The 25,745-nt window shown below is 64.1% G+C and carries 24 protein-coding genes; 19 read left to right on the forward strand and 5 right to left on the reverse strand.

Going from position 1 to position 25,745, the window contains the following annotated elements:
- Window positions 1-55: 55 nt before the first annotated feature.
- The gene (gene secF, locus KAK11_RS14485) at window positions 56-1,090 is read left to right on the forward strand and encodes a protein translocase subunit SecF (protein WP_210809908.1); all 1,035 of its coding nucleotides are present in this window, start codon (window positions 56-58) and stop codon (window positions 1,088-1,090) included.
- Between the two features lie 38 nt (window positions 1,091-1,128).
- On the forward strand, window positions 1,129-3,576 hold the full coding sequence (locus tag KAK11_RS14490; RefSeq protein ID WP_210809910.1) for a DUF1631 family protein: 2,448 nt from the start codon (window positions 1,129-1,131) through the stop codon (window positions 3,574-3,576).
- Window positions 3,577-3,634: 58 nt separating this feature from the next.
- Here the strand turns inward: KAK11_RS14490 and KAK11_RS14495 are convergent, their stop codons facing one another.
- The 3 genes from KAK11_RS14495 to KAK11_RS14505 are packed head-to-tail and all read right to left on the reverse strand — an operon-like array spanning window position 3,635 to window position 6,480.
- Complete coding sequence (locus KAK11_RS14495; RefSeq protein WP_210809911.1) at window positions 3,635-4,093, reverse strand: Smg family protein; 459 nt, start codon at window positions 4,091-4,093, stop codon at window positions 3,635-3,637.
- A 50-nt stretch (window positions 4,094-4,143) separates the two neighbouring features.
- Window positions 4,144-5,268 carry a DNA-processing protein DprA gene (gene dprA, locus KAK11_RS14500; RefSeq protein ID WP_210809912.1) on the reverse strand — a complete coding sequence of 375 codons (1,125 nt, stop codon included), beginning with the start codon at window positions 5,266-5,268 and terminating at the stop codon, window positions 4,144-4,146.
- A gap of 15 nt (window positions 5,269-5,283) precedes the next feature.
- The gene (locus KAK11_RS14505; RefSeq protein ID WP_210809913.1) at window positions 5,284-6,480 is read right to left on the reverse strand and encodes a LysM peptidoglycan-binding domain-containing protein; all 1,197 of its coding nucleotides are present in this window, start codon (window positions 6,478-6,480) and stop codon (window positions 5,284-5,286) included.
- A gap of 272 nt (window positions 6,481-6,752) precedes the next feature.
- Here KAK11_RS14505 and def point away from each other — a divergent pair, with 272 nt between their 5' ends.
- The 13 genes from def (at window position 6,753) to KAK11_RS14570 (ending at window position 20,590) form a co-directional block, all read left to right on the forward strand.
- The gene (def, locus tag KAK11_RS14510; protein WP_210809914.1) at window positions 6,753-7,265 is read left to right on the forward strand and encodes a peptide deformylase; all 513 of its coding nucleotides are present in this window, start codon (window positions 6,753-6,755) and stop codon (window positions 7,263-7,265) included.
- A 35-nt stretch (window positions 7,266-7,300) separates the two neighbouring features.
- Window positions 7,301-8,260: a methionyl-tRNA formyltransferase gene (gene fmt / locus KAK11_RS14515; protein WP_210810073.1), complete on the forward strand. Its 960-nt coding sequence runs from the start codon at window positions 7,301-7,303 to the stop codon at window positions 8,258-8,260.
- A 74-nt stretch (window positions 8,261-8,334) separates the two neighbouring features.
- On the forward strand, window positions 8,335-9,189 hold the full coding sequence (htpX, locus tag KAK11_RS14520; protein WP_210809915.1) for a zinc metalloprotease HtpX: 855 nt from the start codon (window positions 8,335-8,337) through the stop codon (window positions 9,187-9,189).
- A 131-nt stretch (window positions 9,190-9,320) separates the two neighbouring features.
- A complete protein-coding gene (locus KAK11_RS21850) occupies window positions 9,321-9,767 on the forward strand; it encodes a hypothetical protein (RefSeq protein ID WP_246498962.1) in 447 nt (148 codons plus the stop codon).
- Between the two features lie 88 nt (window positions 9,768-9,855).
- On the forward strand, window positions 9,856-10,587 hold the full coding sequence (locus KAK11_RS14530; RefSeq protein WP_210809916.1) for an AzlC family ABC transporter permease: 732 nt from the start codon (window positions 9,856-9,858) through the stop codon (window positions 10,585-10,587).
- The gene (locus tag KAK11_RS14535; RefSeq protein ID WP_210809917.1) at window positions 10,584-10,916 is read left to right on the forward strand and encodes a branched-chain amino acid transport AzlD family protein; all 333 of its coding nucleotides are present in this window, start codon (window positions 10,584-10,586) and stop codon (window positions 10,914-10,916) included. The genes KAK11_RS14530 and KAK11_RS14535 overlap by 4 nt, the downstream gene beginning before the upstream one ends.
- A gap of 37 nt (window positions 10,917-10,953) precedes the next feature.
- The gene (locus tag KAK11_RS14540; RefSeq protein ID WP_210809918.1) at window positions 10,954-12,147 is read left to right on the forward strand and encodes a phosphoglycerate kinase; all 1,194 of its coding nucleotides are present in this window, start codon (window positions 10,954-10,956) and stop codon (window positions 12,145-12,147) included.
- Window positions 12,148-12,226: 79 nt separating this feature from the next.
- A complete protein-coding gene (locus tag KAK11_RS14545) occupies window positions 12,227-13,234 on the forward strand; it encodes an acyltransferase family protein (protein ID WP_210809919.1) in 1,008 nt (335 codons plus the stop codon).
- Between the two features lie 119 nt (window positions 13,235-13,353).
- Window positions 13,354-15,657 carry an NADP-dependent malic enzyme gene (locus KAK11_RS14550; RefSeq protein WP_210809920.1) on the forward strand — a complete coding sequence of 768 codons (2,304 nt, stop codon included), beginning with the start codon at window positions 13,354-13,356 and terminating at the stop codon, window positions 15,655-15,657.
- A 119-nt stretch (window positions 15,658-15,776) separates the two neighbouring features.
- On the forward strand, window positions 15,777-17,207 hold the full coding sequence (gene pyk / locus KAK11_RS14555; RefSeq protein ID WP_210809921.1) for a pyruvate kinase: 1,431 nt from the start codon (window positions 15,777-15,779) through the stop codon (window positions 17,205-17,207).
- A 165-nt stretch (window positions 17,208-17,372) separates the two neighbouring features.
- Window positions 17,373-18,437: a class II fructose-bisphosphate aldolase gene (gene fba, locus KAK11_RS14560; protein ID WP_210809922.1), complete on the forward strand. Its 1,065-nt coding sequence runs from the start codon at window positions 17,373-17,375 to the stop codon at window positions 18,435-18,437.
- A gap of 125 nt (window positions 18,438-18,562) precedes the next feature.
- Window positions 18,563-19,459: a phosphoribosylaminoimidazolesuccinocarboxamide synthase gene (locus tag KAK11_RS14565; RefSeq protein WP_210809923.1), complete on the forward strand. Its 897-nt coding sequence runs from the start codon at window positions 18,563-18,565 to the stop codon at window positions 19,457-19,459.
- 9 nt (window positions 19,460-19,468) lie between these two features.
- Window positions 19,469-20,590: a hypothetical protein gene (locus tag KAK11_RS14570; protein WP_210809924.1), complete on the forward strand. Its 1,122-nt coding sequence runs from the start codon at window positions 19,469-19,471 to the stop codon at window positions 20,588-20,590.
- A 64-nt stretch (window positions 20,591-20,654) separates the two neighbouring features.
- Here KAK11_RS14570 and KAK11_RS14575 read toward each other — a convergent pair whose 3' ends face one another.
- Window positions 20,655-21,623 (reverse strand): tetratricopeptide repeat protein, encoded by a 969-nt coding sequence (locus tag KAK11_RS14575; RefSeq protein WP_210809925.1) that lies wholly within the window; start codon window positions 21,621-21,623, stop codon window positions 20,655-20,657.
- Between the two features lie 164 nt (window positions 21,624-21,787).
- Here KAK11_RS14575 and purE point away from each other — a divergent pair, with 164 nt between their 5' ends.
- Genes purE through KAK11_RS14595 form a run of 4 tightly spaced genes read left to right on the forward strand, consistent with a single transcriptional unit; the run spans window position 21,788 to window position 25,427 of the window.
- The gene (gene purE, locus KAK11_RS14580; protein WP_210810074.1) at window positions 21,788-22,252 is read left to right on the forward strand and encodes a 5-(carboxyamino)imidazole ribonucleotide mutase; all 465 of its coding nucleotides are present in this window, start codon (window positions 21,788-21,790) and stop codon (window positions 22,250-22,252) included.
- On the forward strand, window positions 22,249-23,430 hold the full coding sequence (locus tag KAK11_RS14585) for a 5-(carboxyamino)imidazole ribonucleotide synthase (protein ID WP_210809926.1): 1,182 nt from the start codon (window positions 22,249-22,251) through the stop codon (window positions 23,428-23,430). Before purE ends, KAK11_RS14585 begins: the two co-directional genes overlap by 4 nt.
- A gap of 10 nt (window positions 23,431-23,440) precedes the next feature.
- Window positions 23,441-24,442, forward strand: a complete 1,002-nt coding sequence (locus tag KAK11_RS14590; protein WP_210809927.1) for an L-threonylcarbamoyladenylate synthase — start codon at window positions 23,441-23,443, stop codon at window positions 24,440-24,442.
- A 31-nt stretch (window positions 24,443-24,473) separates the two neighbouring features.
- Window positions 24,474-25,427: an SGNH/GDSL hydrolase family protein gene (locus KAK11_RS14595; protein WP_210809928.1), complete on the forward strand. Its 954-nt coding sequence runs from the start codon at window positions 24,474-24,476 to the stop codon at window positions 25,425-25,427.
- Window positions 25,428-25,450: 23 nt separating this feature from the next.
- On the opposite strand, the gene KAK11_RS14600 is transcribed toward KAK11_RS14595, so the two are convergent.
- A complete protein-coding gene (locus KAK11_RS14600; RefSeq protein WP_210809929.1) occupies window positions 25,451-25,744 on the reverse strand; it encodes an SWEET family sugar transporter in 294 nt (97 codons plus the stop codon).
- Window position 25,745: the final 1 nt, after the last annotated feature.

Here is a 25,745-nt window from a genome sequence, read left to right on the forward strand (position 1 = left end):
CCCAAGCAGGTGCTCTCCGGAGTGCCTGCCCTGAGATCCAGCACAGGACTCCATCATGGAATTCTTCCGTATCCGGCGCGACATCCCCTTCATGCGGCATGCGCTGGTGTTCAACATCATCTCGGCGCTCACGTTCGCAGCCGCAGTCTTCTTCTTGGTCACTCGGGGCTTGCACTTCTCCATCGAGTTCACCGGTGGTGCTGTCTTGGGGGTGGAGTACGCGGCACCTGCTGACCTGAACAAAACCCGAACCACCGTCGAGAGCATGGGGTTTGGTGAAGTTCAGGTCCAAGGCTTCGGCTCTGCGCGCTCGGCACTGATCCGCTTGCCCCTGCGTGGGGACATGAAGCAGGCTGAGTTGACCGAGAAGGTCTTTGCCAAGCTGTGTGCTGCGGAGTCGGGCACGGTCCAATCCAAGACCGAAACCACGCCCAAGGGCGAGCAGGTCACGCGCCAAGCCTGTTTGGTGGGCGACACGGAGCCGGTCAAGCTGACCAGCACCGAGGTCGTGGGTCCTTCAGTCGGTGAAGAGCTTGCGATCGACGGCGCCATGGCCCTGCTCTTTGTGGTGCTGGGGATCATGGTGTACTTGGCTGTTCGCTTCGAGTGGAAGTTCGCGGTCGCGGCCATCATCGCCAACCTGCACGACGTGATCATCATCTTGGGCTTCTTCGCCTTTTTTCAGTGGGAGTTTTCGCTGTCGGTGTTGGCGGCTGTGCTGGCAGTCTTGGGCTACTCGGTGAATGAATCCGTGGTGATCTTCGACCGGATTCGCGAAGCCTTCCGCAAGTATCGGAAGCTGGACACCCAACAAGTCATCGATCACGCCATCACATCGACCATGAGCCGTACCGTCATCACGCACGGCTCAACCCAGATGATGGTTTTGTCGATGTTGCTCTTTGGTGGCCCGACGCTGCACTATTTCGCAGTTGCGCTGACCATCGGAATTTTGTTCGGCATCTACTCTTCGGTCTTCGTCGCGGCCGCTATTGCCATGTGGCTCGGGGTAAAGCGTGAAGATTTGGTCAAGGCTGGGCCGGCCAAAGAGGGCGATGTCAATGATCCCAATTCCGGTGCAGTGGTGTAGAGTGGGCCGTTAGCATCGGCATATTCATTCCATCAGACATGGCAGGGCACGCTTCACCAGGCGGAATCATCGATCAGGCAAGGCTGTTCTTCGCGGAGCAATTCGTGAAGGACACGCAGGCTTTGCTGGATGCCGCCACGGAGAGTGCCGCCAAGCTCGTGGAGTTGACCGCCGAGCGGGCGGTCGCCCAGGCCCGACGGGACATGTTCCAGGATATCCAGCGCCATGCTGGCGCTTGGCCGGCGCAGCTCGGCGAGGACCTGCGGGAGCGGGTCAGTGCGGGCGACTCGTTGAGCTCGACAGCCACCGCCTTGGTGTCTTCGCTGGCGGTGCGGGTTGATCTGTCGCTGGTTGACGACGAAACGGTGGACCGTGACATCATCATGTCGCGCCTTTCGCTTGCACTCCAAGACATCACCACCTGGGAATACACCGACCTGCGGGCCCGTCTGGCCAAGATCAGCCAGCGTCAGGATGTCGATGAGACGGATGTCTTCAAGGCCCAGAATATTGCTCGCCTGCTCGTGAAGTCATGGATGGCGGTGGGCTTGAGCCTGAAAACCTGGCAGGCCTTGGAACAAGACATGCACAAGGCCTGCGGCCAGCGTTTGCTGGAGGCCTATCACGAGACCAATGCCTGGTTGGTGGAGCGGGGCGTTCTGCCCGAGGTCGACCTGCGGCCTTTCATCCGGCGCGCTGAAGGCCACAGCAGCGGCCGCCCACAGCTCGACATTCCCGCCGATGGCGGCGGCGGCCCGACCGGTATGTCGACCAGTGTCGGCCCCTATGGCACGCAGGCGGGCTCGCCCTATGCCACGGGCACCTACGGTGGGGCTTACTCCCCTCAAGCCACAGGCACCTTTGACCCAGTGCAGGGCCAAGGCTATCGAGGTGCGCCCGCGATCCCCCCCGGCCAAACGGCGGCAGCCCAGAGGGGCTCCGCTGCGGCGGGTCGCCTGCCGAACTTGGATGACGAAACCCGGATGCTGACCCGGCCGGCGCCGGCGCATTGGGGCGAGCCGAGCCCGGTGGGCGCGCATTTCAGCGCCATGATGGAGCGGCATCTCCCCGGCTTCAAAGACACCTCCAGCCCCAGAGCGCCCTCGCAGCGCCTGGCACAGGCCATGGAGCAGGTGCAGGCCCGGGTGGCGCACCAGGTCGAGCTGCCCTCCAGCGACACGCATTCCGACCCATCACCGTCGGCCTTGCTGCGCAACATCCGCGAGCGCCATGCTGACCTTAAGCAAGCCGCATCGTCCCCCGCGGAGCGCGCGACCATCGAGTTGGTCGCCCTGCTGTTTCAAGCCATCCTGACCGAGGACCGCTTGCCCGCGTCCTTGCGGGTCTGGTTTGCTCGACTGCAGATGCCCACCCTTCGGGTCGCGATTGCCGAACCCGATTTCTTCTCCAGCGAAGAACACCCCGCGCGCCGTCTGATCGACCGCATGGGCGCGTGTGTAATGGGCTTTGAGGGCGATGCCGACGTCATCGGTTCTCCCTTGGAGACCGAAATCCGCCGCGTGGTCCAGGTGGTCGAGGCCTTCCCGGACACGGGGCGCCGCGTCTTTCAGACGGTGCTCAACGAGTTCGAAAAGTTCTTAGAGGCCTACTTCCGCGACCACAACGACACCACGCGCTTTGCCGTGTCTTTGGCGGAGCAGGTCGAGCAGCGTGAAACGCTGGCCATCCAGTACACCATTGAGCTGCGCAAGATGCTCAGTGACGTGCCGGTGCAAGACGGCGTGCGCGACTTCCTCTTCCACATCTGGGCCGATGTGCTGGCCACCTCCGCCGTGCGCCACGGTGCGCAAAGCGAAGAGGTGCGACGTGTCCGCGGAGCCGCCACTGAGCTGCTGTGGACGGCGGGCGCCAAGACCACCCGCGAAGAGCGGGCCGAGGTCATCCGCCGCCTGCCGCCACTGTTGGCCACCTTGCGCCAAGGCATGACGTCGGCCGGTCTGTCCACCCAGCGTCAAGACGAGTCCCTCAAAAGCCTCAATTTGGCCCTGGCGGCCGCCTTTGGTGCGCGCGCGGTCAGCATCAGTGATGAGCAGCTCGACGCCTTGAAGCGGCGCCTGGAAACCATTGAAGAGTTGCTGCCCGACGAGGACTTCGAGCTCGATGAGTCCTGGGTGCTGGACGAAGCGAGCCATGAGCAAGAAGGCCTAGAAGTGGTCAGCGATGGTGGCTCCTTGCCGGGGCCACAAATGCTGGAAATGGCCGAACGCCTGCAGCCAGGCGAGTCCTTCCACCTGGACTACCGCGGCCGCCAAGAGCGCGTGCGTCTGGTGTGGCAAGGCATGAGCAAGCAGCTCACTTTGTTCAACGGTGCCAATGGCCGCTGCGTGTTGTTCCAAAAGGCGCGCTTGGCGGCGTTCTTGCAGGCCGGCTTGCTGATTCCGGCCCAAGAAGAGTCGCTCACCACGGCCGCCACGCGCAGCGCCATCAGCAAAATCAACGCTGACCCGGCACGTTTGCTGGGATAGCTGCGGCGTGGGCTGATTGCTGAGCGTCTCCGGGGCTTCGGCTGCGCCCGGCAGCGCTTCAGTGAATCAAACGATCTTCAGGCGCGACGAACAGCTCGTCCAGGATCAAGGCATCCGGCTCTTCGCCCAAGCTCCAGAACACCATCAAGACGATGATCTTCAGGTCATCCAGCGAGAGAGGGCCGGCGCCGACTGCCCAAGCACGGTCGATGACGAACTCGCGCAATGCCGGGGTCAGCACGCCTGCGGACTCTAAGAAGCTGATGAATGCGATGCACTCAGCGCCCAACTGCTCCTGCTCTTGAGGGGCGTAGAGGCGCAGGCTGCGCGACGAGGAGTCATCCAGCAGCGCCCGCGATTGTGCGTGGCCGTTGAGGCCAGACAACCAACTCAGCGCCTCCTGGATTTCGTCGGACTCAAACCCTACAGCGGAGAGCTTGCGGCTGAGCTGATCGGGCTCGGGGCAGGCGTCAGGTCGCCAGTAGTTTTCGTACAGGTAGACCAGAACTTCAAACATGATGCGAGCCACTATACCCGAGCCGGCCCGCCTGGGCGGGCAGCAGCCCGTCAAGCCTGGCCGCAGCGTTGAAAGTAGCCACCGGGCAGCCGGGCAACCTCGCCGGTGAGCTCCAGCTCCAGCAGCCGCGCAGACAGGGTGGCGGCAGGCCAGCCCGTGCGGGCCACCAGTGCATCCAGCGACAAGGGGTCTTGCCCCAAAGCCAGCAGCAAAGGGTCCGTGGTGCGGGCGCTGGCGACTGCTGGTGATACACCCTCCGGCGCACGTGCGCTGGGTGGGCTCAATAGCGCCGTCTGGGCCCGCAGCTCTTGCAAAATGTCTTCACCCGTTTCGACCAACTTGGCGCCCTGCTGGATCAAGCGATGGCAGCCCTTGGCCACGGGGGAGTGGATGGAGCCGGGAATGGCGAAGACTTCTCGGCCACACTCCGAGGCCATGCGGGCGGTGATCAAGGAGCCCGATTGAACCGCGGCCTCCACCACCAAGGTCCCCAGTGACAGGCCCGCAATGATGCGGTTGCGCTGCGGAAAGTGCGCTGGCAGCGGTGGCGTGCCGGGGGCAAACTCGGTCAGCAACAGGCCTTCTTGCGCAATGCGCTCGCCGAGCTTTTGGTGCCGGCGCGGGTAAAGCTGTTCCGGCCCCGTGCCCATCACCGCAATCGTGCTGCCTCGGCCACTCAAGCCGCCTTCGTGAGCGGCGCCGTCGATGCCTGCGGCCAGACCGGACACGATACACAGACCCGCGTCACTGAGGTGCTTGGCAAAGGCGCGGGCGTTCTCAATGCCCTGGGCCGTGGCATGGCGGCTGCCGACAATGGCGAGTGAGGGCTGCTGCAGCAAACTCACTTGGCCGCGGCAAAACAGCAGAAACGGTGGGTCCGCCGTTTGGAGCAAGGCTGCCGGGTAGGCAGGCTCGCCCAGTGCGATCACCTGGGCGCCCGGCGTGGTGGCCTGCCACTGCAGGCCGTGCGCCACGATCTGCTGCGCCAAGTCGCTGGGCTGCGCCAAGGCTTTGGCGGCGTCCGCGCCGCCCACTTCACGCCAAGCGCCAGGGCCTGCGTCCAAGACCGCTTGGGGTGACCCAAAGGCCGCCAGCAGACGCCGCACGGCCGCGGCCCCAAGACCAGCGCGAGGGTTCAAATACAACCAGGCTTCCAGCTCCTTGCCGTCGGCCATGGTCTGCCTTTGTCCTCAGGGTTGGCTGAAGCGATCGCCCGCCTGCACCGGCTGCTCGGCCTGCAGGATCAGGGCATAGGAGACGCGTTCGAATACCCGGAACACAAACAAGGTGCCGTGGCGCTCATCGGGGATGGCCAACGTGGCACGGTCACCGGTGATTGAGTCGCGCTTGATACCGCCCTTGGCCCAAAGCGCCAGTACATGGCCGCGCTCCATGCCGTCTTGGGCGCCTCGGTTGATGGCCACGATCTGGTTTTGGCCGGCGACTCGGCCGTCACCATAGATGGACACGATGCGGCCGTCGACCGGGCCATTGGGGCTGTGAGGTGCAAAGGCCTCGGTGTCGCGGGCCGGCAGCGGAGCGAGGCGGACGCCGACATCAGCCTCTTCGCGCAGGCTGGTGACGCGAATGCTGTGCGGCACGACCAAGTCTTTGCCATCCGCCCCTAGGCCCGAACCCGCGGCACCCTCGCCACGGCGCACGATCTCGGCGACCCCAACATGGCGGGCTTCAAACCCGAGCACTTGGCCGGTTTGGGGGTCGCGCAGCGGCTTGGGGCTGCGGAACATCTGCCAATTACGGGCCGCGTCCACGTCACCCCGGACATAGGCCACTTCACCCTTGGAGACCAACATGCGGCCCGCTTGGGTCGCCACCACGCGAGGGGCCGACTCCAATTCGTTGCTGTCAAAGACGACTGCATCGGTGAGGAAGGGACCGATCAGTTGCATGGGAACGGAGGCAATCGCGCCCAAGGTCAGGGGCTCAGCGCGGACGCTGGGGCTGAGCTTGGTGAGGCCGGCCTCGCCGCTCGCGCCGCCAGGGCCGCCCACTTGCTTGCCCATGCGCAACACGGCCTTACCGTCGGCGGTACGCTCCAGCACCAACACCTGACCTGGGTAGATCAGGTGAGGATTGCGAACGGCGGCTTTGTTCATGCCCCACAGCTCGGGCCAGCGCCAAGGCGACTTGAGGAACAGCTTGGAGATGTCCCAGAGCGTGTCGCCGCGCTTGACCGTGTAGCTGTCGGGGGCATTGGCAGCCAACTCGGACAGCGGTACACCTGCGTCGGCGACCTTGTTGGCCGTGGCTTGCTGCTGTGGCGTAACCCCTTGCGCCAAGGCGCCGGGGCCTGCTGCGCACAGCGTCAACACGGCGCTGAGGGCCAGCGAAAAGGCAAAAGGTGGACGGTGATGGAATCGGCTCATGGTGTGTCGCTCCCGGGCAATGAGCCGGAAATTCTGGGCAGTGCAACAATTCCGGGTGTGAACCCCGGTGCGATTCTTGACGGGGTGTGCACATAACCACCCGCTGAAATGCTGAGAAAGCTCCGCAAATTCTGCCCCTAAAGCCTTGATGCCGCAATGAAACAAGGGTCGCCAATGAGAAACCATTCGCGTCTTTGACCGGGTTAACGCCCGCTCGTTGTGTCGCCTCAACATCCTGCCCAGGCCTTGCCAGGCCGCAACCGTGCTGATTCATGGCTCTTCTGAACATTCTCCGCTATCCCGATCCCCGCCTGCACAAGGTGGCCGCACCCATTGCCCAGGTCGATGACCGAATTCGCACATTGGCCGCCGACATGCTGGAAACCATGTACGCCGCTGAGGGGGTGGGCCTGGCCGCCACCCAGGTCGATGTGCATGAGCGCTTGATCGTGATGGACACCTCCGAAAAACACGACCAGCCCTTGGTCTTGATCAACCCTGAGTTGATCGCCGTCAGCGACGAGATGATGCTGGGCGACGAAGGCTGCCTCTCCGTGCCGACCATCTACGACAAGGTCGAGCGTCATGCCCGGGTGACGGTCAAAGCACTCGATCGCCATGGCCAGCCCTTCCAGTTCGAGGCCGAAGGCTTGGCCTCGGTCTGCGTCCAGCACGAGATGGACCACCTGCGCGGCAAAGTGTTTGTCGAGTACCTGAGCCTGCTCAAGCGCGAGCGCATCAAGGTCAAGATGATCAAGCGCACGCGTGACGAGCAAAGGCCATGAGCATGGCTTCTGTGCCTGGGGCTGCGCCGGCTGGTCTGCGGGTTGCGTTTGCGGGCACGCCCGAGTTTGCGGCGGTGGCCTTGCGGGCGATTCACGCCGCAGGCTTTGAGCCGCCGCTGGTGCTGACCCAGCCCGACCGGCCGGCGGGGCGCGGCATGAAGCTCCAGGCGTCGCCGGTCAAACAGGCCGCGCAAGAATGGGGTGTGCCGGTGGCTCAGCCGCGGAGTTTGCGTCTGGACGGCAAGTATCCCGAGGACGCACGGGCTGCTCAGCAAGCCTTGCAAGCAGCGGCCCCTGACGTGCTGGTGGTGGCTGCCTATGGTCTGATCTTGCCCGCCTGGGTGCTGACCTTGCCGCGCTTGGGCTGCCTGAACATCCATGCCTCGCTGCTGCCGCGCTGGCGCGGTGCGGCGCCCATCCACCGTGCCATCGAGGCCGGCGACGCCGAAACCGGCATCACCTTGATGCAAATGGATGAGGGCCTGGACACCGGGGACATGCTGGCCCTAGAGCGTCTTGCCATTCAAGCGCAGCACACCACCGCCAGCTTGCATGACGAGTTAGCGGCCATGGGCGGTCGCATGGTGGTGGCCGCACTGCAGCAGTTGCGCGTTGGGCCTCTGGCGGCCACGCCGCAACCCAGCGAAGGCATTACCTATGCCCACAAGATCGAGAAATCGGAAGCCGCACTGGACTGGACCCTGCCGGCTGAAGTGATCTCCCGCCGTATTCGGGCCTTCGACCCCTTCCCTGGGGTGAGCTTTGACTGCGCTGGCGAGTCCGTCAAAGTCTGGCAGGCCACGGTGCTGAGCGGCCTTCACGGCCAGCCCGGCCAGGTGTTGGATGCCAGTGGCGACCGCTTCATCGTGGCTTGTGGGCAAGGCGCTTTGGCCCTGCAGCAGGTGCAGCGCCCCGGCGGGCGGCGGGGCCCGATTGCCGCCTTTTTGCAGGGGCGGCCCGGTTTGGTGGGGCAGTCGCTTCTCCTGGCGGATTGAACTTTGCGGGTCCGCCCGCATCTCAGGGGGCGGTGGGCTGCTTCCTGCCCACACACCTCCAAGGAGTTCTCGGCATGTTCAATCTGATGAAGACCGCCATCCTGATGGCGGCCATCACCGCCCTGTTCATGGTCATTGGCCAGTTTCTGGGGGGCCAGACGGGCATGATGATCGCGCTCGCGGTGGCCGTGGGCATGAACTTCTACAGCTACTGGTTCTCGGACAAGATGGTGCTGCGCATGTACAACGCGCAGGAGGTCGATGCCCAGAGTGCGCCGCAGTTCTATCACATGGTTCAAGAGCTGGCCGAGCGGGCGCAGATGCCCATGCCGCGCGTCTACCTGATCAACGAGCAGGCACCCAATGCTTTTGCCACCGGCCGCAACCCTGAGAACGCGGCGGTGGCGGCCACCACCGGCATTTTGCGGGTGCTCAACGAGCGCGAACTGCGCGGCGTGATGGCCCATGAGCTGGCCCATGTCAAGAACCGCGACATCCTGATCTCCACCATCAGCGCCACCATGGCTGGCGCCATCTCCATGCTGGCCAACTTCGGCATGATGTTGGGCGGGCGAGACAGCGAAGGCCGCCCGGTCAATCCCATCGTGTCTATCTTGGTGATGTTCCTGGCCCCGCTGGCGGCCAGCGTGATTCAAATGGCCATCAGCCGCTCGCGTGAGTTTGAGGCCGACCGTGGCGGCGCCGAAATCTCTGGCGACCCGGCTGCATTGGCCTCGGCTCTGCAAAAAATCCAGCGGGTCGCCCAAGGTGTGCCTCTGCAGGCCACCGAGCAGCATCCCGAAACCGCCCAGATGATGATCATGAACCCACTGTCTGGTGGTGGGCTGCGGGGCTTGTTCTCCACGCACCCGGCCACCGAGGAGCGGGTCGAGCGCCTGCTGGAAATGGCGCGAAGCATGGGGCGCTGAGCGGCGGTTTGCCGTCACGAGCTGTTGCAGGGCAGGGCGCATCGCGCCCTCAAGCGACAACGGTGTGTGGCCGATAAGACCTCAGAGGCACCCTCAATGTGCCGCGTCCTTCGGCTCTCTTGCTCACCGCCATGCGCTCACCTCTTCTGTCGCTTGCTCTGCTGGCCTCCGCCCTGACCTTGGGTGGCTGCGACATGCTGGGCATCGAATCGGCCACCGTGGTCGCTGAAAAGCGCACGGCCGAGGGCAAGGCCTTGGGGGCGGCCTGCCGCCATGCCGGGCGGGCCATTGAGGACTGCTACACGCTGAACAAAAAGTCTGACAAAGCCGCCATGTACACCGGCTGGCGCGAAATGGACGACTACATGCGGGAAAACAAGTTGGAGCCGGTGATCCCGGTGGTGCCGCGCGACCCGCCCAAACCCAAGCCCAAGCCGCCCGCCGAGGGTGAAGAGGGCGATGCTCACGGCGCAGCCGCTGATGGGCACGCAGCCAGCGAAGACAAGGCCGCTGATAAAGCGCCAGACAAATCCGCTGACAAATCCACGGTCAAGTCCGCCGGCAAAGCGGCTCACTGAGGCGCGCCAAACGGGGCAGTGCCTGCGGACGCCAGCCGTCCCGTCCGGGCGTTGTTGAGAGCGCTGCGCGTCATAGGACAATGGCGGGATGCATTCCCTGCCCTCCGTCCTGGCCCTGCGCCACCACCCTGAGTTTGAGCGCGGCGCCCGCGATATGGCGTCCGCAGCCCTGGGCATTGGCGCCTGGGGCTTGGTGACCGGTGTGGCCATGGTCAAGTCGGGCCTGGGGGTGCCACTCTCCCTGGCCATGACCTTTCTGGTGTTCGCGGGCAGCGCCCAACTGGCTTCGTTGCCCTTGATCATCGCCGGCGCACCGGTCTGGCTGATTTGGGCCACCGCGACCTGTGTCAATCTGCGCTTTGTGATCTTCAGCGCCGGCCTGCGGCCCTACTTCGCGCATTTGCCGCTCAAGCGCCGCCTGACGCTGGGCTATTTCACGGGCGACTTGAACTACATCTTCTTCCAGCGGCGCTTCCCTGAACCTCGCCCCGCCGATGGCCAAGAAGCTTATTTCTGGGGCAGCGTGGCCACCAATTGGGTGGCTTGGCAGACCTTCTCCGTGGCGGGCATTTTGTTGGCCAACGTGATCCCGCCGCATTGGGGCCTGGGCTACGCCGGTGTGCTGGCGCTGCTGGGCATCACCGCCTCATTGCTGACCACGTCGACCACCTGGGCGGCGGCCGGCGTGGCGGCGGTCGCCGCCGTGGCGTCCTATGGTTTGCCGCTCAAGCTGCACATCGTGGTGGCCATCGTCGCGGCCATCGTCACCGGGCTGGCGCTGGAGCAATGGCAGCGCCGCCAGCGGGGAGTCGCTCCATGAATGAATGGATGGCGCTCTTCACCATCGTGGGCTTGGCGGTGATCACCGTGCTGTGCCGCAGCTTCTTTCTCATCCCCAAGACCGACCTGCCTATGCCTGATTGGCTGCGTGATGCGCTGCGTTACGCCCCCTTGGCGGCCTTGGTCGCCATTGTGGTGCCTGAAACCGTGCTGACCCAAGGCCACCTGATCCAAACCTGGCAGGACCCCCGCCTTTTCGCCGCGGCCGCGGGCCTCGCCTGGTATGTGCTGCGCAAAGGCATTCTGGGCACGATTGTGTGCGGCACTGCCGTGCTGCTGGTGCTGCGCCTGGGCCTGGGTTGGACCTGATTTTTGCTTTGTTTTTGAACCTCAAGAGGAGATTGCCATGAAAGTGATTCGATTCGCCGATCTGGTGGCCCAAGGCCAAGTGGAAGGCAAACGCGTGTTCATCCGTGCTGACCTGAACGTGCCGCAAGACGATGCCGGCAACATCACCGAAGACACCCGCGTGCGGGCCTCGGTGCCCTGCATCGAGCTGGCGCTCAAGGCGGGTGCCGCCGTGATGGTCACCTCCCACCTGGGCCGCCCCACCGAGGGCGAGTTCAAGCCCGAAGACTCGCTGGCCCCAGTGGCCAAGCGCATGGGCGAGTTGCTGGGCCGCGAAGTCAAGCTGGTGGCCAATTGGGTGGACGGCGTGCAAGTCGCGCCGGGCGAGGTGGTGATGCTGGAGAACTGCCGCGTCAACAAGGGTGAAAAGAAAAACAACGAAGAACTCGCCAAGAAAATGGCGGCGCTCTGCGACATCTTTGTGCACGACGCCTTTGGCACTGCCCACCGCGCCGAGGCTTCCACCTATGGCATCGCGCAATTCGCGCCCATCGCTTGCGCCGGCCCCTTGTTGGCGGCCGAGATCGACGCCATCTCCAAGGCCTTGGCCAATCCCAAGCGCCCCTTGGTCGCCATCGTCGCCGGCTCCAAGGTCAGCACCAAGCTGACCATCTTGCAAGCGCTGTCCAAGAACGTGGACGGCCTGATCGTGGGCGGCGGCATTGCCAACACCTTCATGCTGGCCGCAGGCCTGAAGATCGGCAAGAGCCTGGCCGAGCCCGACCTGCTGGGCGAAGCCACCGCCGTCATCGCGGCCATGAAGGCCCGTGGTGCTGAAGTGCCGATTCCTGAAGACGTGGTCTGCGCTAAGCGTTTCGCGGCCGATGCTGAAGCCACGGTCAAGGCGGCGACCGACGTGGCCGACGATGACCTGATCCTGGACATCGGCCCCAAGACGGCCGCCAAGTTGGCCGCTCAGCTCAAGGCCGCAGGCACCATCGTTTGGAACGGCCCGGTCGGCGTGTTTGAGTTCGAGGCTTTTGAAGGCGGCACCAAGGCCATCGCCCAGGCGATTGCCCAGAGCAGTGCCTTCAGCATTGCCGGCGGCGGCGACACCCTGGCAGCGATTGCCAAGTACGGCATTGAAAAGCAGGTGGGTTACATCTCCACCGGCGGCGGCGCCTTCTTGGAGGTGTTGGAAGGCAAGACCTTGCCGGCCTTCGAGATCCTCAGCAAGCGCGCAGCGGGCTGACACCCGAAGGGCTCTAGGGCCTGTGCTGCAGGCCCTGGAGCATTCTGCGCGCGCCGCAACAGCACATGGGCGAGCTGACATGGCGGAGCGCCACAACAACTTCAACATGCTCAGGCTGGTGTTTGCCAGCATGGTCATCTTGTCGCACGTGCCTGATTTGCAGGACGGCCATCGACAGCGAGAACTGCTGACCCAGGTTTTTGGAACGCTGTCATTTGGCGAACTGGCCGTTGACAGCTTTTTCGTGCTCAGCGGCTACTTGGTGAGCAAGAGCTGGATGGCTCGTCCAGTAGCCCGCGCCTACTTGGCCGCGCGGCTGTTGCGCATCTTTCCGGGCTTTGCGGTCGCGTCCTTGATCTGCGCCTTGGTCGTTGGGCCGATGTACGGCGGGGCAGAGTACCTCGAGCAGTTCAATGGGCTGCGCTATGCCTGGACCTGGATCACTCTGGCGCCACCGTCCACGCCACCTGTGTTCGCCGGTACACCCTATCCCCTGCTGAATGCCTCCTTGTGGACGATTCGTTATGAGTTCTTCTGCTATCTCTTGGTGATGGCCTTGGGCCTGTTGCTGCCGCTGCAGCAGGCCCGCGTCTGGGCAGCTTTGGCGGTGGTGTTGGTGGTCGCGTTTGTCAGCCTGCGTATGGGCGGCTGGACGCCCCCTTCGCCCATGGTCGAAAACCTTGTGCGCTGTGCCATGGTGTTCTCTGCCGGCGCATGTTTTGCTTGGTTTGAGTCAGGTTGGGTCTGGTCTGGCACTCGGGCCGCTGTCGCACTGCTGATGTGGCTGTTGTTGATGCCGCTGAACCCTTTGGCCGAGGTGGCAACGGCCTGGTGTTGGGGCTATGCCATCTTGGTTTTTGCCAAACAGGGGCTGGGGCCGCTGGCCTTTCATCGCCTGCCCGACATGTCCTATGGCACATACCTTTATGCGTGGCCCATCAACAAGATTCTGCTGTGGCATTGGCCAGATATGCCCTTGGTTTGGGGCGTCACTCTGACCATGGCCCTTTCGATGGCAGCTGGGGCCCTGAGCTGGCGCTTTGTGGAGCGACCAGCGCTAAGGCTCAAACAGCGCGGGTTGACGTGAGGCCGCTGCGCGCTGAGGCCTCGTCATCAATTCATGCAAAAACGGCATGATGTGGGCCCTACGGATGGGGGGACTGCTGGCAAAGCCTACAGTGCCTTCTCCCAAGGAGACTCCACCGAATGACCTCAAAAAACCTCAGCGCTGCCGAACAGGCCCTGCGCGATGCCGCCCTCGACTACCACCGCACCCCCACGCGCGGCAAGATCGCCGTCAATGCCACCAAGCCGCTGTCCAACCAGCGTGACCTGAGCCTGGCCTATTCGCCGGGCGTGGCCTATGCCTGCTTGGCGATCGAGGAAGACCCGTCGCTGGCAGCCGAGTACACCTCGCGCGCCAACTTGGTGGGGGTCGTCACCAACGGCACGGCCGTGCTGGGCCTGGGCAATATCGGCCCCTTGGCCGGCAAGCCGGTGATGGAAGGCAAGGGCTGCTTGTTCAAGAAGTTTGCCGGCATCGATGTGTTTGACATCGAGCTGGCCGAGAACGACCCCGACAAATTGGTCGAGATCATTGCCGCCATGGAACCCACGCTGGGTGGCGTGAACCTGGAAGACATCAAGGCGCCCGAGTGCTTCTACATCGAGAAGCAGTTGCGCGAGCGCATGAACATCCCCGTCTTCCACGACGACCAGCACGGCACGGCCATCATCTCGGGCGCGGCCTTGCTCAATGGCCTGGAGCTGGTGGGCAAGAAGATCGACGAGGTCAAGCTGGCGGTGTCGGGCGCCGGGGCCGCGGCCATTGCCTGCCTGGACCTGATGGTGGGCCTGGGCGTTAAGCCCTCCAACATATTTGTCTGCGACTCCAAAGGCGTCATTCGCGAAGGCCGGGGCGACAAACTGGATGAGTCCAAGCAGCGCTATTGCCAACAAACGACGGCCCAAACCTTGGCCGATGTGGTGGCCGGGGCCGATGTGTTCCTGGGCTGCTCGGCCGCTGGGGTGCTCACCGCCGAGATGGTCAAGACCATGGCCAGCCAGCCCATCATCTTGGCGCTGGCCAACCCCGAACCTGAGATCCGGCCCGAATTGGCCAAGGCCGTGCGCCCGGATTGCATCATTGCGACGGGGCGCTCGGACTACCCCAACCAGGTCAACAACGTCCTGTGTTTCCCCTACATCTTCCGCGGTGCGCTGGACTGCGGTGCGACCCGCATCACCGAGGCCATGAAGCTGGCCTGTGTGCGCGAGATCGCCGCCTTGGCCAAGGCTGAGGCTTCGGACGAAGTGGCCGCCGCCTATGCCGGCAAAGAACTGAAGTTTGGGCCTGAGTACCTGATCCCCACGCCGTTTGACGCGCGCCTCATCCTGCGCATTGCGCCGGCCGTGGCCAAAGCCGCGGAAGAGAGCGGTGTGGCCACTCGGCCCATCACCGACATGGAGGCCTATCGCCAGTCCTTGAACCGCTTTGTCTCGCAAACCGGCATGCTGATGCGCCCGGTCTTCATGGCGGCCAAGGCGGCGCCGGCGCGCGTCATCTACGCAGAAGGTGAAGACGAGCGCGTGCTGCGTGCGGTGCAAGTGGTGCTGGACGAGGGCTTGGCCAAGCCCATTTTGGTGGGCCGCCCGGCGGTGATTGCCATGCGCATTGAGCGCGCCGGCCTGCGCCTCAAACCCGGTGTGGACTTTGAAGTGGTGGACCCAGAGAACGACCCGCGCTTCCGCGACTGCTGGGAGGGCTACCACCGGCTGATGGGCCGCGACGGCGTGTCGCCAGAAACCGCCAAATCCGCGCTGCGCCGCTCCAACACCTTGATCGCCAGCATGCTGCTCAAGCGCGGCGATGCCGACGCCATGCTGTGTGGCTTGGTCGGCCGCTTTGATGCGCACTTCGAGCATGTCAAGACGGTCATCGGTGCTCGCCAAGAAGGCGGCGTGATGGCCACCATGAACGCGCTGATGCTGGAGCAGCACACCCTGTTCATCACCGACACCTTTGTGAATGAAGAGCCCAGCGCGGCCGAGCTGGCGCAGATCGCCCAGATGGCGGCTGATGAAGTGCAGCGCTTTGGCTTCCCGGCCAAGGTGGCGTTCTTGAGCCACTCGATGTATGGCTCTTCCAGCCGGGGCTCGGCCAAGCGCATGCGTGCCGCACGCGATCTGTTTGTGCAGCAGGCCCCGCACATCGAGTGCGATGGCGAAATGCACGGCGACGCGGCACTGTCTGAAACCATCCGCCAAGCCGTGCTGCCCGAGACCACGCTGAAGGGCTCCGCCAACCTGTTGGTGCTGCCCAATATTGACGCGGCCAACATCTTGTTCAATGTGCTCAAGGTGACGGGGAGCCATGGCGTCACGGTCGGGCCGATCTTGTTGGGCACCGCTGCGCCGGTGCATGTGCTGACGCCCTCAGCCACCATGCGCCGGGTGGTCAACATGACGGCCTTGGCCGTGGCCGATGTGGCCGCTGCCGCCAAGCGCTGAGGCCGCTGCGCGCCCCGGTAACCTAACGGTAACCCCCGAGGGGCTGGGGCTGCGTATGATGGTGTGCTGACAACAGCCCCTCAGACTGCTGAAGGGCACTACTTTCGGAGACTCCTTGCATGCCCCGCGCTACCAAAATCGTTGCCACCCTTGGCCCGGCCTCCAGCGACCCCGAGGTGCTGGAGCGGTTGCTGCGGGCCGGCGTGGATGTGGTGCGGCTGAACTTCAGCCATGGCAAGGCGCAGGACCACATTGACCGTGCCAACTTGGTCCGGGCCTGTGCAGCCCGGGTGGGCAAGCCCATTGCGCTGATGGCCGACCTTCAAGGCCCCAAGATCCGCGTTGGCAAGTTCGCCGAAGGTCGCGTCATGCTGGAAAACGGCCAGCCCTTTGTGCTGGACGCTGCGCGCACCGAGCCCGGTGACATCAACGGCGTGGGCTTGGACTACAAAGAGCTGCCCCGTGATGTGAAGCCCGGCGATGTGCTGTTGCTCAATGACGGCCTGATCGTGCTGACCGTGGACCGCGTTCAAGGCGAGCAGGTTCACACCTTGGTGAAGATCGGCGGCGAGCTCTCCAACAACAAGGGCATCAACAAGCAAGGGGGCGGTTTGACGGCCCCTGCCCTGACGGGCAAGGACATGGACGACATCCGTACGGCCATGAGCTTCCAGTGCGATTACCTGGCGGTGAGCTTCCCCAAGAATGCCACCGACATGGAGATGGCGCGCCAACTGGCCAATGTGGCGGGCGAGCCCTACCGCCACAAGCCCTGCATGATCGCCAAGATCGAGCGCTCCGAGGCCATCCCGCACCTGGAAGCCATCTTGCGCGCCAGCGACGGCATCATGGTGGCGCGCGGTGACTTGGCGGTGGAAGTGGGCAATGCGGCGGTGCCGGCCCTGCAAAAGCGCATGATCAAGCTGGCGCGCGAGCTGGACAAAATCGCCATCACCGCGACACAGATGATGGAGTCCATGATCCAAAACCCGGTGCCCACGCGCGCCGAGGTTTCAGACGTGGCCAATGCGGTGTTGGATGGCACCGACGCTGTGATGCTCAGTGCTGAAACTGCCGCAGGCAAGTACCCTGTGGAGACGGTAGAGCAAATGGCCCAGATCGCGCAGGAGGCAGAGCGTGCCGAGGATGTTCACCTGGACGCCGACTTCACCAACAAGCGCTTTGGCCGGATTGACCAGTCCATCGCCATGGGCGCGCTGTTCACCGCGCACCACCTGGGCTGCAAGGCCATCATCGCGTTGACGGAGTCGGGTTCGACGGCGCTGTGGATGAGCCGCCACAACATCCAGGTGCCGATTTTTGCGCTGACCACCAAGGCCACCTCGCAATCGCGCATGGCGCTCTACCGCAATGTGCGGCCCATCTTGATGTCCACCTTCACTGACCGTGACTTGGCCTTGGCCGAGGCCGAGCGCATCTTGGTGGCCAAGGGCGCGCTCAAGCCGGGCGACACCTATGCCATCACCTGCGGCGAGCCCATGGGTTACCCCGGCGGTACGAATATGTTGAAGGTCTGCCGGGTGGATTGACCGCGTTTTTGCCCGCGAGAAGCCCCTAAGGCTGTCAGTCTCTACAGAGCTTGGGGCCTTTAGAATCGTGAAAGTTACGACGCGGTTACGGCCTGCGTTGGCCTTTGAAGGGCGCTTTAGCACCTTCACGGCGCACCGGTTTCTTTCACTTCCTCGGGGTTTCCCATGCCACTCGTTTCCATGCGCGAACTGCTGGACCATGCTGCCGAAAACGGCTATGGCATTCCGGCCTTCAACGTCAACAACCTGGAGCAAGTCCAGGCCGTGATGGCGGCTGCCGATGAAGTCGGCGCCCCTGTCATCCTGCAAGCCAGCGCGGGTGCGCGCAAGTATGCGGGCGAGCCCTTCATCAAGCACCTGATTCAAGCGGCTGCAGAGATGTACCCGCACATCCCCTTGGTGATGCACCAAGACCACGGCACCAGTCCCAAGATCTGCCAAGGCGCACTCGACCTGGGTTTTGGCTCGGTGATGATGGACGGCTCTTTGATGGAAGACGGCAAGACGCCGGCTAACTTTGACTACAACGTCAATGTGACCCGTCAAGTGGTGGAAATGGCTCACCGTATTGGCGCCACCGTCGAGGGTGAGTTGGGCTGTCTGGGCAGCCTGGAAACTGGCGAAGCCGGTGAAGAAGACGGTGTGGGCGCCGTGGGCAAGCTCGACCACAGCCAGATGCTGACTGACCCCGAAGAGGCCGCTCAGTTCGTGAAAGCCACCCAACTGGACGCGCTGGCGATTGCCATTGGCACCAGCCACGGCGCTTACAAATTCAGCCGCAAGCCCACTGGCGATATCTTGGCCATCAACCGCGTCAAGGAAATCAACGCCCGCATCCCCAACACCCACTTGGTGATGCACGGTTCGTCCTCGGTGCCCCAAGAGTTGCTGGCCATCATCAACCAGTACGGCGGCAAGATGAAAGAGACCTACGGCGTGCCGGTCGAAGAGATCCAGCAAGCCATCAAGTACGGTGTGCGCAAGATCAACATTGACACCGACATTCGTTTGGCGATGACGGGCGCTGTGCGCAAGTTCATGGCCGAGAACCCCGACAAGTTCGACGCCCGCGAGTGGCTCAAGCCCGCCCGCGAAGCCGCCAAGCAGATCTGCAAGCAGCGCTATCTGGAGTTCGGTTGCGAAGGCCAGGCTGCCAAGATCAAGGGCATGAGCTTGTCCGACATGGCGGGGCTCTACGCCCGCGGCGCCCTGGCTCAACAGGTCCGCTAAGCCCCTCAGGGGCGTGCAAGGCCGAAACTATCGGTCTTGCACTCCTATGATTTGTGGAGGGGGCGTCAGGTCGCTGTCCGCCTGGGCGACCTACAATCTCAGGCCTTTGAGACCTTGCCTGAGCCATGGACAACGCCCTGCACACCAGCTCCCTTCACTCTCTCCCGCTGCTGGCCAGTGGCAAGGTGCGCGACAACTACGCGGTCGGCCATGACCGCCTGCTGATGATTGCCACAGACCGCCTGTCGGCTTTCGATGTGGTGATGGGGGAGCCCATCCCTGGCAAGGGCGCACTGCTCACCAAGATGGCGCTGTTCTGGTTTGACAAGCTGGGCCATGTGGTGCCCAACCACCTGACCGGCGAAGACCCCTTGAGTGTGGTGGCCCCCGACGAACGTGCTCAAGTTGAAGGGCGTGCCATGCTGGTCAAGCGGCTCAAGCCACTGCCCGTTGAAGCGGTGGTGCGCGGCTACTTGGCAGGCTCCGGCTGGAAGGAATACCAACAGAACCAACAGGTGTGCGGTGTGCCGCTGCCCGCAGGCCTGCAAAACGCATCCAAGCTGCCCGAGCCTATCTTCACCCCGGCCACCAAGGCTGAGATGGGCGACCATGACGAGAACATCTCGTTTGCCCAGATGGTGGCCATCATTGGTGAGGACCTAGCCACCCGCGTGCGCGATGTCTCGATCCGCCTCTACAGCGAAGCCGCAGCCTATGCGCTGACCAAGGGCATCATCATCGCTGACACCAAATTCGAATTCGGTCTGGACGAGCAGGGCACCCTGACCCTGATGGACGAGGTGCTGACCCCAGACTCCTCGCGTTACTGGCCTGTGGAGGGTTGGAAGGAGGGTGCCAACCCGCCGAGCTACGACAAACAGTTCGTTCGGGATTGGTTGGAGTCAGCGCAGGTCAATGGCCAAGCTTGGAACAAGCAAGCCCCTGCGCCTGCATTGCCTGCTGAAGTCACTGCGCACACTGCCGACAAGTATCGGGAAGCGTTGCAGCGGCTGGTGGGCTGAGGAGCATTGATGGTCGTCCCCCGTCTGTTGCAGCAACTCGACCAAGCCTTCGCGCAGTCTGAGTCCTCGCTAGAGCGCGAGTGCCTGAAGGCAGAGCGCGTGGTGGCCATGGCGCGCTTGGGCATGATGGTGGAGGCGCGTATGGCGCTGGGGCAGGTCAAGGCCCAACTTAAGCGCCAAGTCGAGCCGCGTTTGCAGGGCTGGGCGACTTACGCCGAGGCCGTGCTGACCTACACCGGCGACCATCATGCGCCATCGATCCGGGGCCTGTTTGTCCAGGCCAAGCAGCTCGCGCTCACCGCTGGCGATCAAGCCTTGCAAGCGCACACCAGCGTGTGGCTGGCGTCGCTGGATTTTCAAGAGGGGCTCTGGACCGCTTTTGCCGACGAGTTGATCTGGTCCATGCCCGAGCTGTGCCTGGCGTCCTCAGCGCGCCTGGAGTTGTTGATGGCGCGGGCCTACAGCTATGCGGGCCGGCCAGAGCAGTCGGCCGGCTATTACCGCGCCGCCCACAGGCTGGCGGCGCTGGACGGTGACACCGCCATGATCGGCGCCATCATCTCGACGCGCATGATTTTTCAAACCGATGCGCTGGCGCTGGAGGATGCCTTCGGGCGTTGCGCCCCAGAGGCGGCGCGGCGCGTCATGATCGAGGTCGAATCCTCGGTCAACTTCAATGCTGGCATTGGCAAGGCCGATCGAGTGTCCTGGAACCCGATGCTCAAGGCCATGGTCTGCATGGCCATGAAGCGTTACGAGGAAGCCACCGCGCTGCTAGAGACCCATATGCGCAATGCCATGGCCGATGGCTTGGGTGCGCACAGCGCCTACTTTCATGCGGCGCGCGCTTGGTGCTTGTGGCAGGTGGGTGAACAAGAAGCGGCGCGACGCGATTTGGTCACCGCGCGGGCGCATGTGGCGGACATGCCCGACCCCGACGACCTTGCGGCCACGCACGCACGGATCGCGTCGGTCATGGCCGTCATGGGCCAGGCTGCGGAGGCAGCCCAGCATCAGCGTGAAGCAGAGCGGCAGCTCCAATGGCTGAAGCATCAGCAGGCCGAGTTGTGCATCCAGTTGGCGCGGGTCGAGGCCGAGCGCGCCCGCCTGCTTCAGAAGTCGGCCCACTGACTGTGCACCGGGCGGGCTGCTGAGCGGCCTGGGGCGTCCCGCCAGAGGGCTTGCCCCAAATGGCTCAGAACAACACCATGCTGAGCTTGCGCCGGTACTGATCCACCACCGGGTCATTGGGCGCGACCGCCGCATGGCCGGCGATCTCCAACGTGCCCTTGCCGCCAGAGGCGGCCTCGGGCGCGGCTTTGGGCAGTGGCTTGCTCATCAACTCCAAGATGGCGACATAGGTCTTGCGTGCCAGGCCCTCGTTCCAGGCCTTGTCGCGCATCAGGATCTCCAGCAACTCGTCCATGGCTTGCGTGGGTTCGCTCTCCACCATCTTGCGCTGGGCCAGGGCATAGCGGGCGTCAAAGTCGCGGCGGTTGGCCTCAAAGGCCGCGCGCAACTCGGCTTCAGCGCGGGCGCTTGGGTAGGCTTCAGCGGCCTTCAGCCACTGCTCCACCGCAGCAAATCGGGTGTCGGACAAGGTCTTGGCCGCCACCGGGTCAAAGGCGAGCCGGGCTTGTTGGGTGCGCTGCGGCTCGTGCCGCGCCATCTCCAACAACAACTTGAGGTAGTCCAGACGTGCCGCATCGTTGGCCGGGTCAATGGCCACGGCCTCTTGCAGCTTGTCGAGCGCGCTCAAAGGGTCTGCGCCCTGGGCGAGCATGGCTTCTGCCTCCTCCAGGTCGGCCTCCGCTTCCAGCGCATCCTCAGTGGGCACGTGCTTGTCCAAGAAGGCGCGGATGTCGGATTCAGGAATCGCACCCACAAAACCGTCAACCGGCTGGCCTTGCGAGAACATCACGCAAAACGGGATGGAGCGCACGCCAAAGGCTTGGCTGAGTTGCCCCGCAATTTCGGGCTGTTCATCGCTGTTGAGCTTGGCCAGCACAAAGCGGCCGCCGTAGGCCACTTCCAGCTTCTCCAGCACCGGACCCAAGGATTTGCATGGCCCGCACCATGGCGCCCAGATGTCGAGCAGCACCGGCTGCTGCATGGAGGCGTGGATCAAGTCGGCTTCGAAGTTCTGCAGGGTGATGTCGATCATGGTCGCGTGGAGTGGCTACGGAGGGCAGAAGGCGCCGGAGCGCCCGAGAAGAGGGAGATGGGGGCTAACCCTGGCGACACAAGCGTCGTCGCCTAAAATCACCGGTTTACACAATGTCGGAGCACTGAGCCTTGAACACTGCCCAACCCGTGGTCGGGATCGTCATGGGGTCTTCCAGTGATTGGGAGACCATGAAGGCTGCTGCCCAGATTCTCGCTGAGTTCGGCGTGGCTCACGAGGCTCGCGTGGTCTCGGCCCACCGCATGCCGGACGACATGTTTGCCTACGCCGAAGCCGCCCAGGCGCGAGGCTTGCAAGCCATCATCGCCGGTGCGGGCGGTGCCGCGCATTTGCCAGGCATGTTGGCGGCCAAGACGGTGGTGCCGGTGCTGGGCGTGCCCGTGGCCAGCCGGCATCTTCAAGGCGTGGATTCCTTGCATTCCATTGTGCAGATGCCCAAAGGCATTCCGGTGGCGACCTTTGCCATTGGCACGGCCGGGGCCGCCAATGCCGCGCTGTTTGCTGTGGCCATGCTGGCCAACCGTGATGACGCCCTGCGGGCCCAGTTGCAGGCCTATCGTGCCCGCCAAACTGAGGTGGCGCGGGCCATGACGCAGGACCTGGTATGAGCACAAGGGACCGCCAAGCGCTGCTGCCCGGTGCCACCTTGGGCGTGATGGGCGGCGGCCAATTGGGCCGCATGTTTGTGCACGCCGCCCAAGCCTTGGGCTACAGCACGGCGGTGTTGGACGCCGACCCGCACAGCCCCGCAGGCTTGGTGTCGCACCATCATGTGCAGAAGGCCTATCTCGACGCCGAAGGCCTGCAGCAGTTGGCCGCGGTGGCCCAGGCCATCACCACCGAGTTTGAAAACGTGCCGGCCGAGGCCCTGCGCACCTTGGCCCAAAGCCGCCCTGTGGCGCCCAGCGGCGATGCGGTGGCCATCTGCCAGGACCGTGCCGCCGAGAAGGCCCACATCACGGCGTCCGGTGTGCCTTGCGCGCCTTTCGCCCTGATCGACTCTGAGGCCTCGCTGGCCCGTGTCAGCGACACGCTCTTGCCCGGCATCTTGAAGACGGCGCGCATGGGCTATGACGGCAAAGGCCAAGTGCGCATCCAGAGCCGGGCTGAGTTGGCCGAGGCCTGGGCCGGCCTGGGCCGCGTGCCCTGCGTGCTAGAGCAGCGCTTGGCCCTGCACCGCGAGTTGAGCGTGATCGTGGCGCGCGGCGTGGATGGTCAGTGGGTGCATTTCCCGGTGCAGCAAAACCTGCACCGTGAGGGCATCTTGGCGGTGACGGAAGTCCCGGCACCGGACGTCGACCCCGCCCTGGCCGCCCAGGCGGTGGCCCATGCCGGTGCGATTGCCCAGTCCATGCACTATGTGGGCGTGCTGTGCGTGGAGTTCTTTGTGGTCAAGGCGGCCGATGGCCGCCTGAGCCTGGTGGCCAATGAGATGGCCCCGCGCCCGCACAACTCCGGCCACTACACGATAGACGCCTGCGATGTGTCGCAGTTCGAGCTGCAAGTGCGTGCCATGGCCCAACTGCCCTTGGTGGCGCCCCGCTTGCACTCGCCCACCGTCATGCTCAACCTGCTGGGTGACCTGTGGTGGCGTGACGGCGTCGAGCGCACACCGGCCTGGGATGCTGTGCTCGCCTTGCCCGGCGCACATCTGCACCTCTACGGCAAAACCAGTGCCCGGCCCGGCCGCAAGATGGGCCACCTGACGCTCACGGGCGCCGATGCGGCCAGCGTGCGGGCCGTGGCCCTGCAAGCGGCCAGCCTCCTGGGCCTGCCCGCGTGGTGAGCATCACAGCATGACCGTGCTCCAGGGCGCTTCGGCGCAAGCCGTGACCCAAGCGGCCCAATGCTTGGCCGACGGGGGCTTGGTGGCCCTGCCCACGGAGACCGTCTACGGCCTGGGCGCACGGGCTGACGATGACGCGGCCGTGGCCGCCATCTTCGCCGCCAAAGGCCGCCCGGCCGACCACCCTTTGATCGTGCATGTGCTCGACGCGGCCCATGCCGCGCCCTTTGCCGCCGCTTGGCCTGAGAGTGCCCAGCGCCTGACCGCCGCCTTTTGGCCTGGGCCTTTGACGGTGATCGTGCCACGCACGCCAGGTTTGGCCCAAGCCGCTGCTGGGGGCCAGTCCACGGTGGGCTTGCGCTGCCCGGCACATCCGGTGGCCCAGGCCTTGTTGGCCGAAGCCGCCCGTCTGGGCGTGCGGGGGGTGGCCGCCCCCAGCGCCAATCGCTTTGGTCGGGTCAGCCCGACCTCGGCGGCGCATGTGGCCCAAGAGTTTGGCGATGCGCTCTTGATTCTGGATGGTGGCGACTGTGAGGTGGGCATTGAGTCGGCCATCGTCGACTGCAGCAGTGAGCAGCCCACCTTGCTGAGGCCGGGCCAACTGAGCCGCCACGCCATTGAAGCCGTGCTCGGGCAGTCCTTGCAAGCGCCGGGCTTGCATGCGCCCAAAGCCTCAGGCACGCTGGAGGCGCACTATGCGCCACGGGCCAAGGTCAGGCTGATGAGTGCTGCCGAGCTGCAGACAGCCTTTACCTTGGTGCAACCATTGAGCGCCACGGGAGGGCCGGTGGCAGCGGTATATTCACGCACCGTCTTTCCGGCGGCCGACTCAAGCGCACAGTGGCCGCACCGCCGCATGCCTGACAATGCGTCTGATTGCGCGCACGAGTTGTTTGCCGTCTTGCGGGCTTTGGATGACACCCAAGCCCCGCTCCTCTGGATCGAGCGGCCCCCGGATTCCCCAGAGTGGGAAGGGGTGCGAGATCGGCTACAACGCGCCGCTGCGGCCTGACGCAGCGTGCCTAGACTACAACGGAGTTTTTATGACATTCGCCCCTTGGGCCTCGCGCCTGACGGCCCCTCTCTCGGTGTTGGCCCTGAGCACTGCTTTGTTGGTGGGCTGCGGCGGCGGCACCTCGCAGGTGGACCAGTTCCGGCCCGCACGCTTGCTGAGCTTTGGCGATGAGATGAACCTGCTGACGACCGACGGCAAGAAGTACAGCGTCAATGCGATCAGTGACACCGACGCCGTGCTGTGCGTCAACAACCCCCTTTGGGTGCAGACCGTGGCGACCTATTACGGTCTGACTTTCGCCCAGTGCAACCCGAACAATGTCACGGACATCAAGGCCTTCAATTTGGCGACCGTTGGCGCCGGCGTGAATGAGTTCTTGACTCAAGTCGACACCTTTGAGGCGAGCAATGCTCTGACCAATAACGACTTGTTGACTGTGCTGGTGGGTTTCAACGATGTGAAGGCGGCCTACGCCAAATACCCGGCGCTGAGTGAGGCGACGCTGGTGGCTGAGATCCAGGCCAAAGGTCAGGCCCTGGCAAGCCGTGTCAACGCCATCACGGCCAAAGGCCCTCGTGTCTTGGTCTCTACCGCCACAGACATCTCGGTGTCTCCTTGGGCGGTGAATGAAGGCCTTGCCACGGATGGCAAGGTGCGATTGGCCTTGTTGGACCGACTGACCAAAGCCTTCAATGAAGCGCTGCGCAATGGCTTGGTCAACGATGGCAGCAAGATCGGTTTGTTGCTTGGCGATGACCTCTCGCGCGCCATGGCCAGCGACCGCACTCGGGGCGCCTACGGCATTGCCAACGCCACGGTGGCGGCCTGCAGCGTCGCCTTGCCCAACTGCACCACCAAGACGATGGTGACCAATGCCACTGCGGCCACTTACCTCTGGGCGGACGACACCCGGCCGGGCTATGTGTTCCACACCTATTTGGGCAACCAAGCGACCTCGCGCCTGTCCAACCTGCCGTTCTGACGGCGGCCCTCACGGGCCTCAGCTCACGCGCCAGCGCCCTTGCGGTGTTTGGCGCGTTTGTCTTCTTGCAGCTTGATGATCAGAATGCTGGCGGCCATGGGCAGCGTGATGCTGTTGGAGGCAATCAGCGCCCAGTCCTTGATCGCCAAGCCATAGGCCAACCACAGCGACACGCCGACGGTGAACGCCAGATAGGTGAGGGCCGAGATGCCCTCGACATTGCGCGTGCGCAGGGTCAACCACGCTTGGGGCACAAAGGCCAGGGTGGTCAAAGTGGCGGCGGGGTAACCTAGCCAGCGCAGGCTGTCAGCGTCCATG

This window comes from Ideonella paludis (assembly GCF_018069865.1).
Taxonomy (GTDB): Bacteria; Pseudomonadota; Gammaproteobacteria; order Burkholderiales; family Burkholderiaceae_C; genus Ideonella; species Ideonella paludis.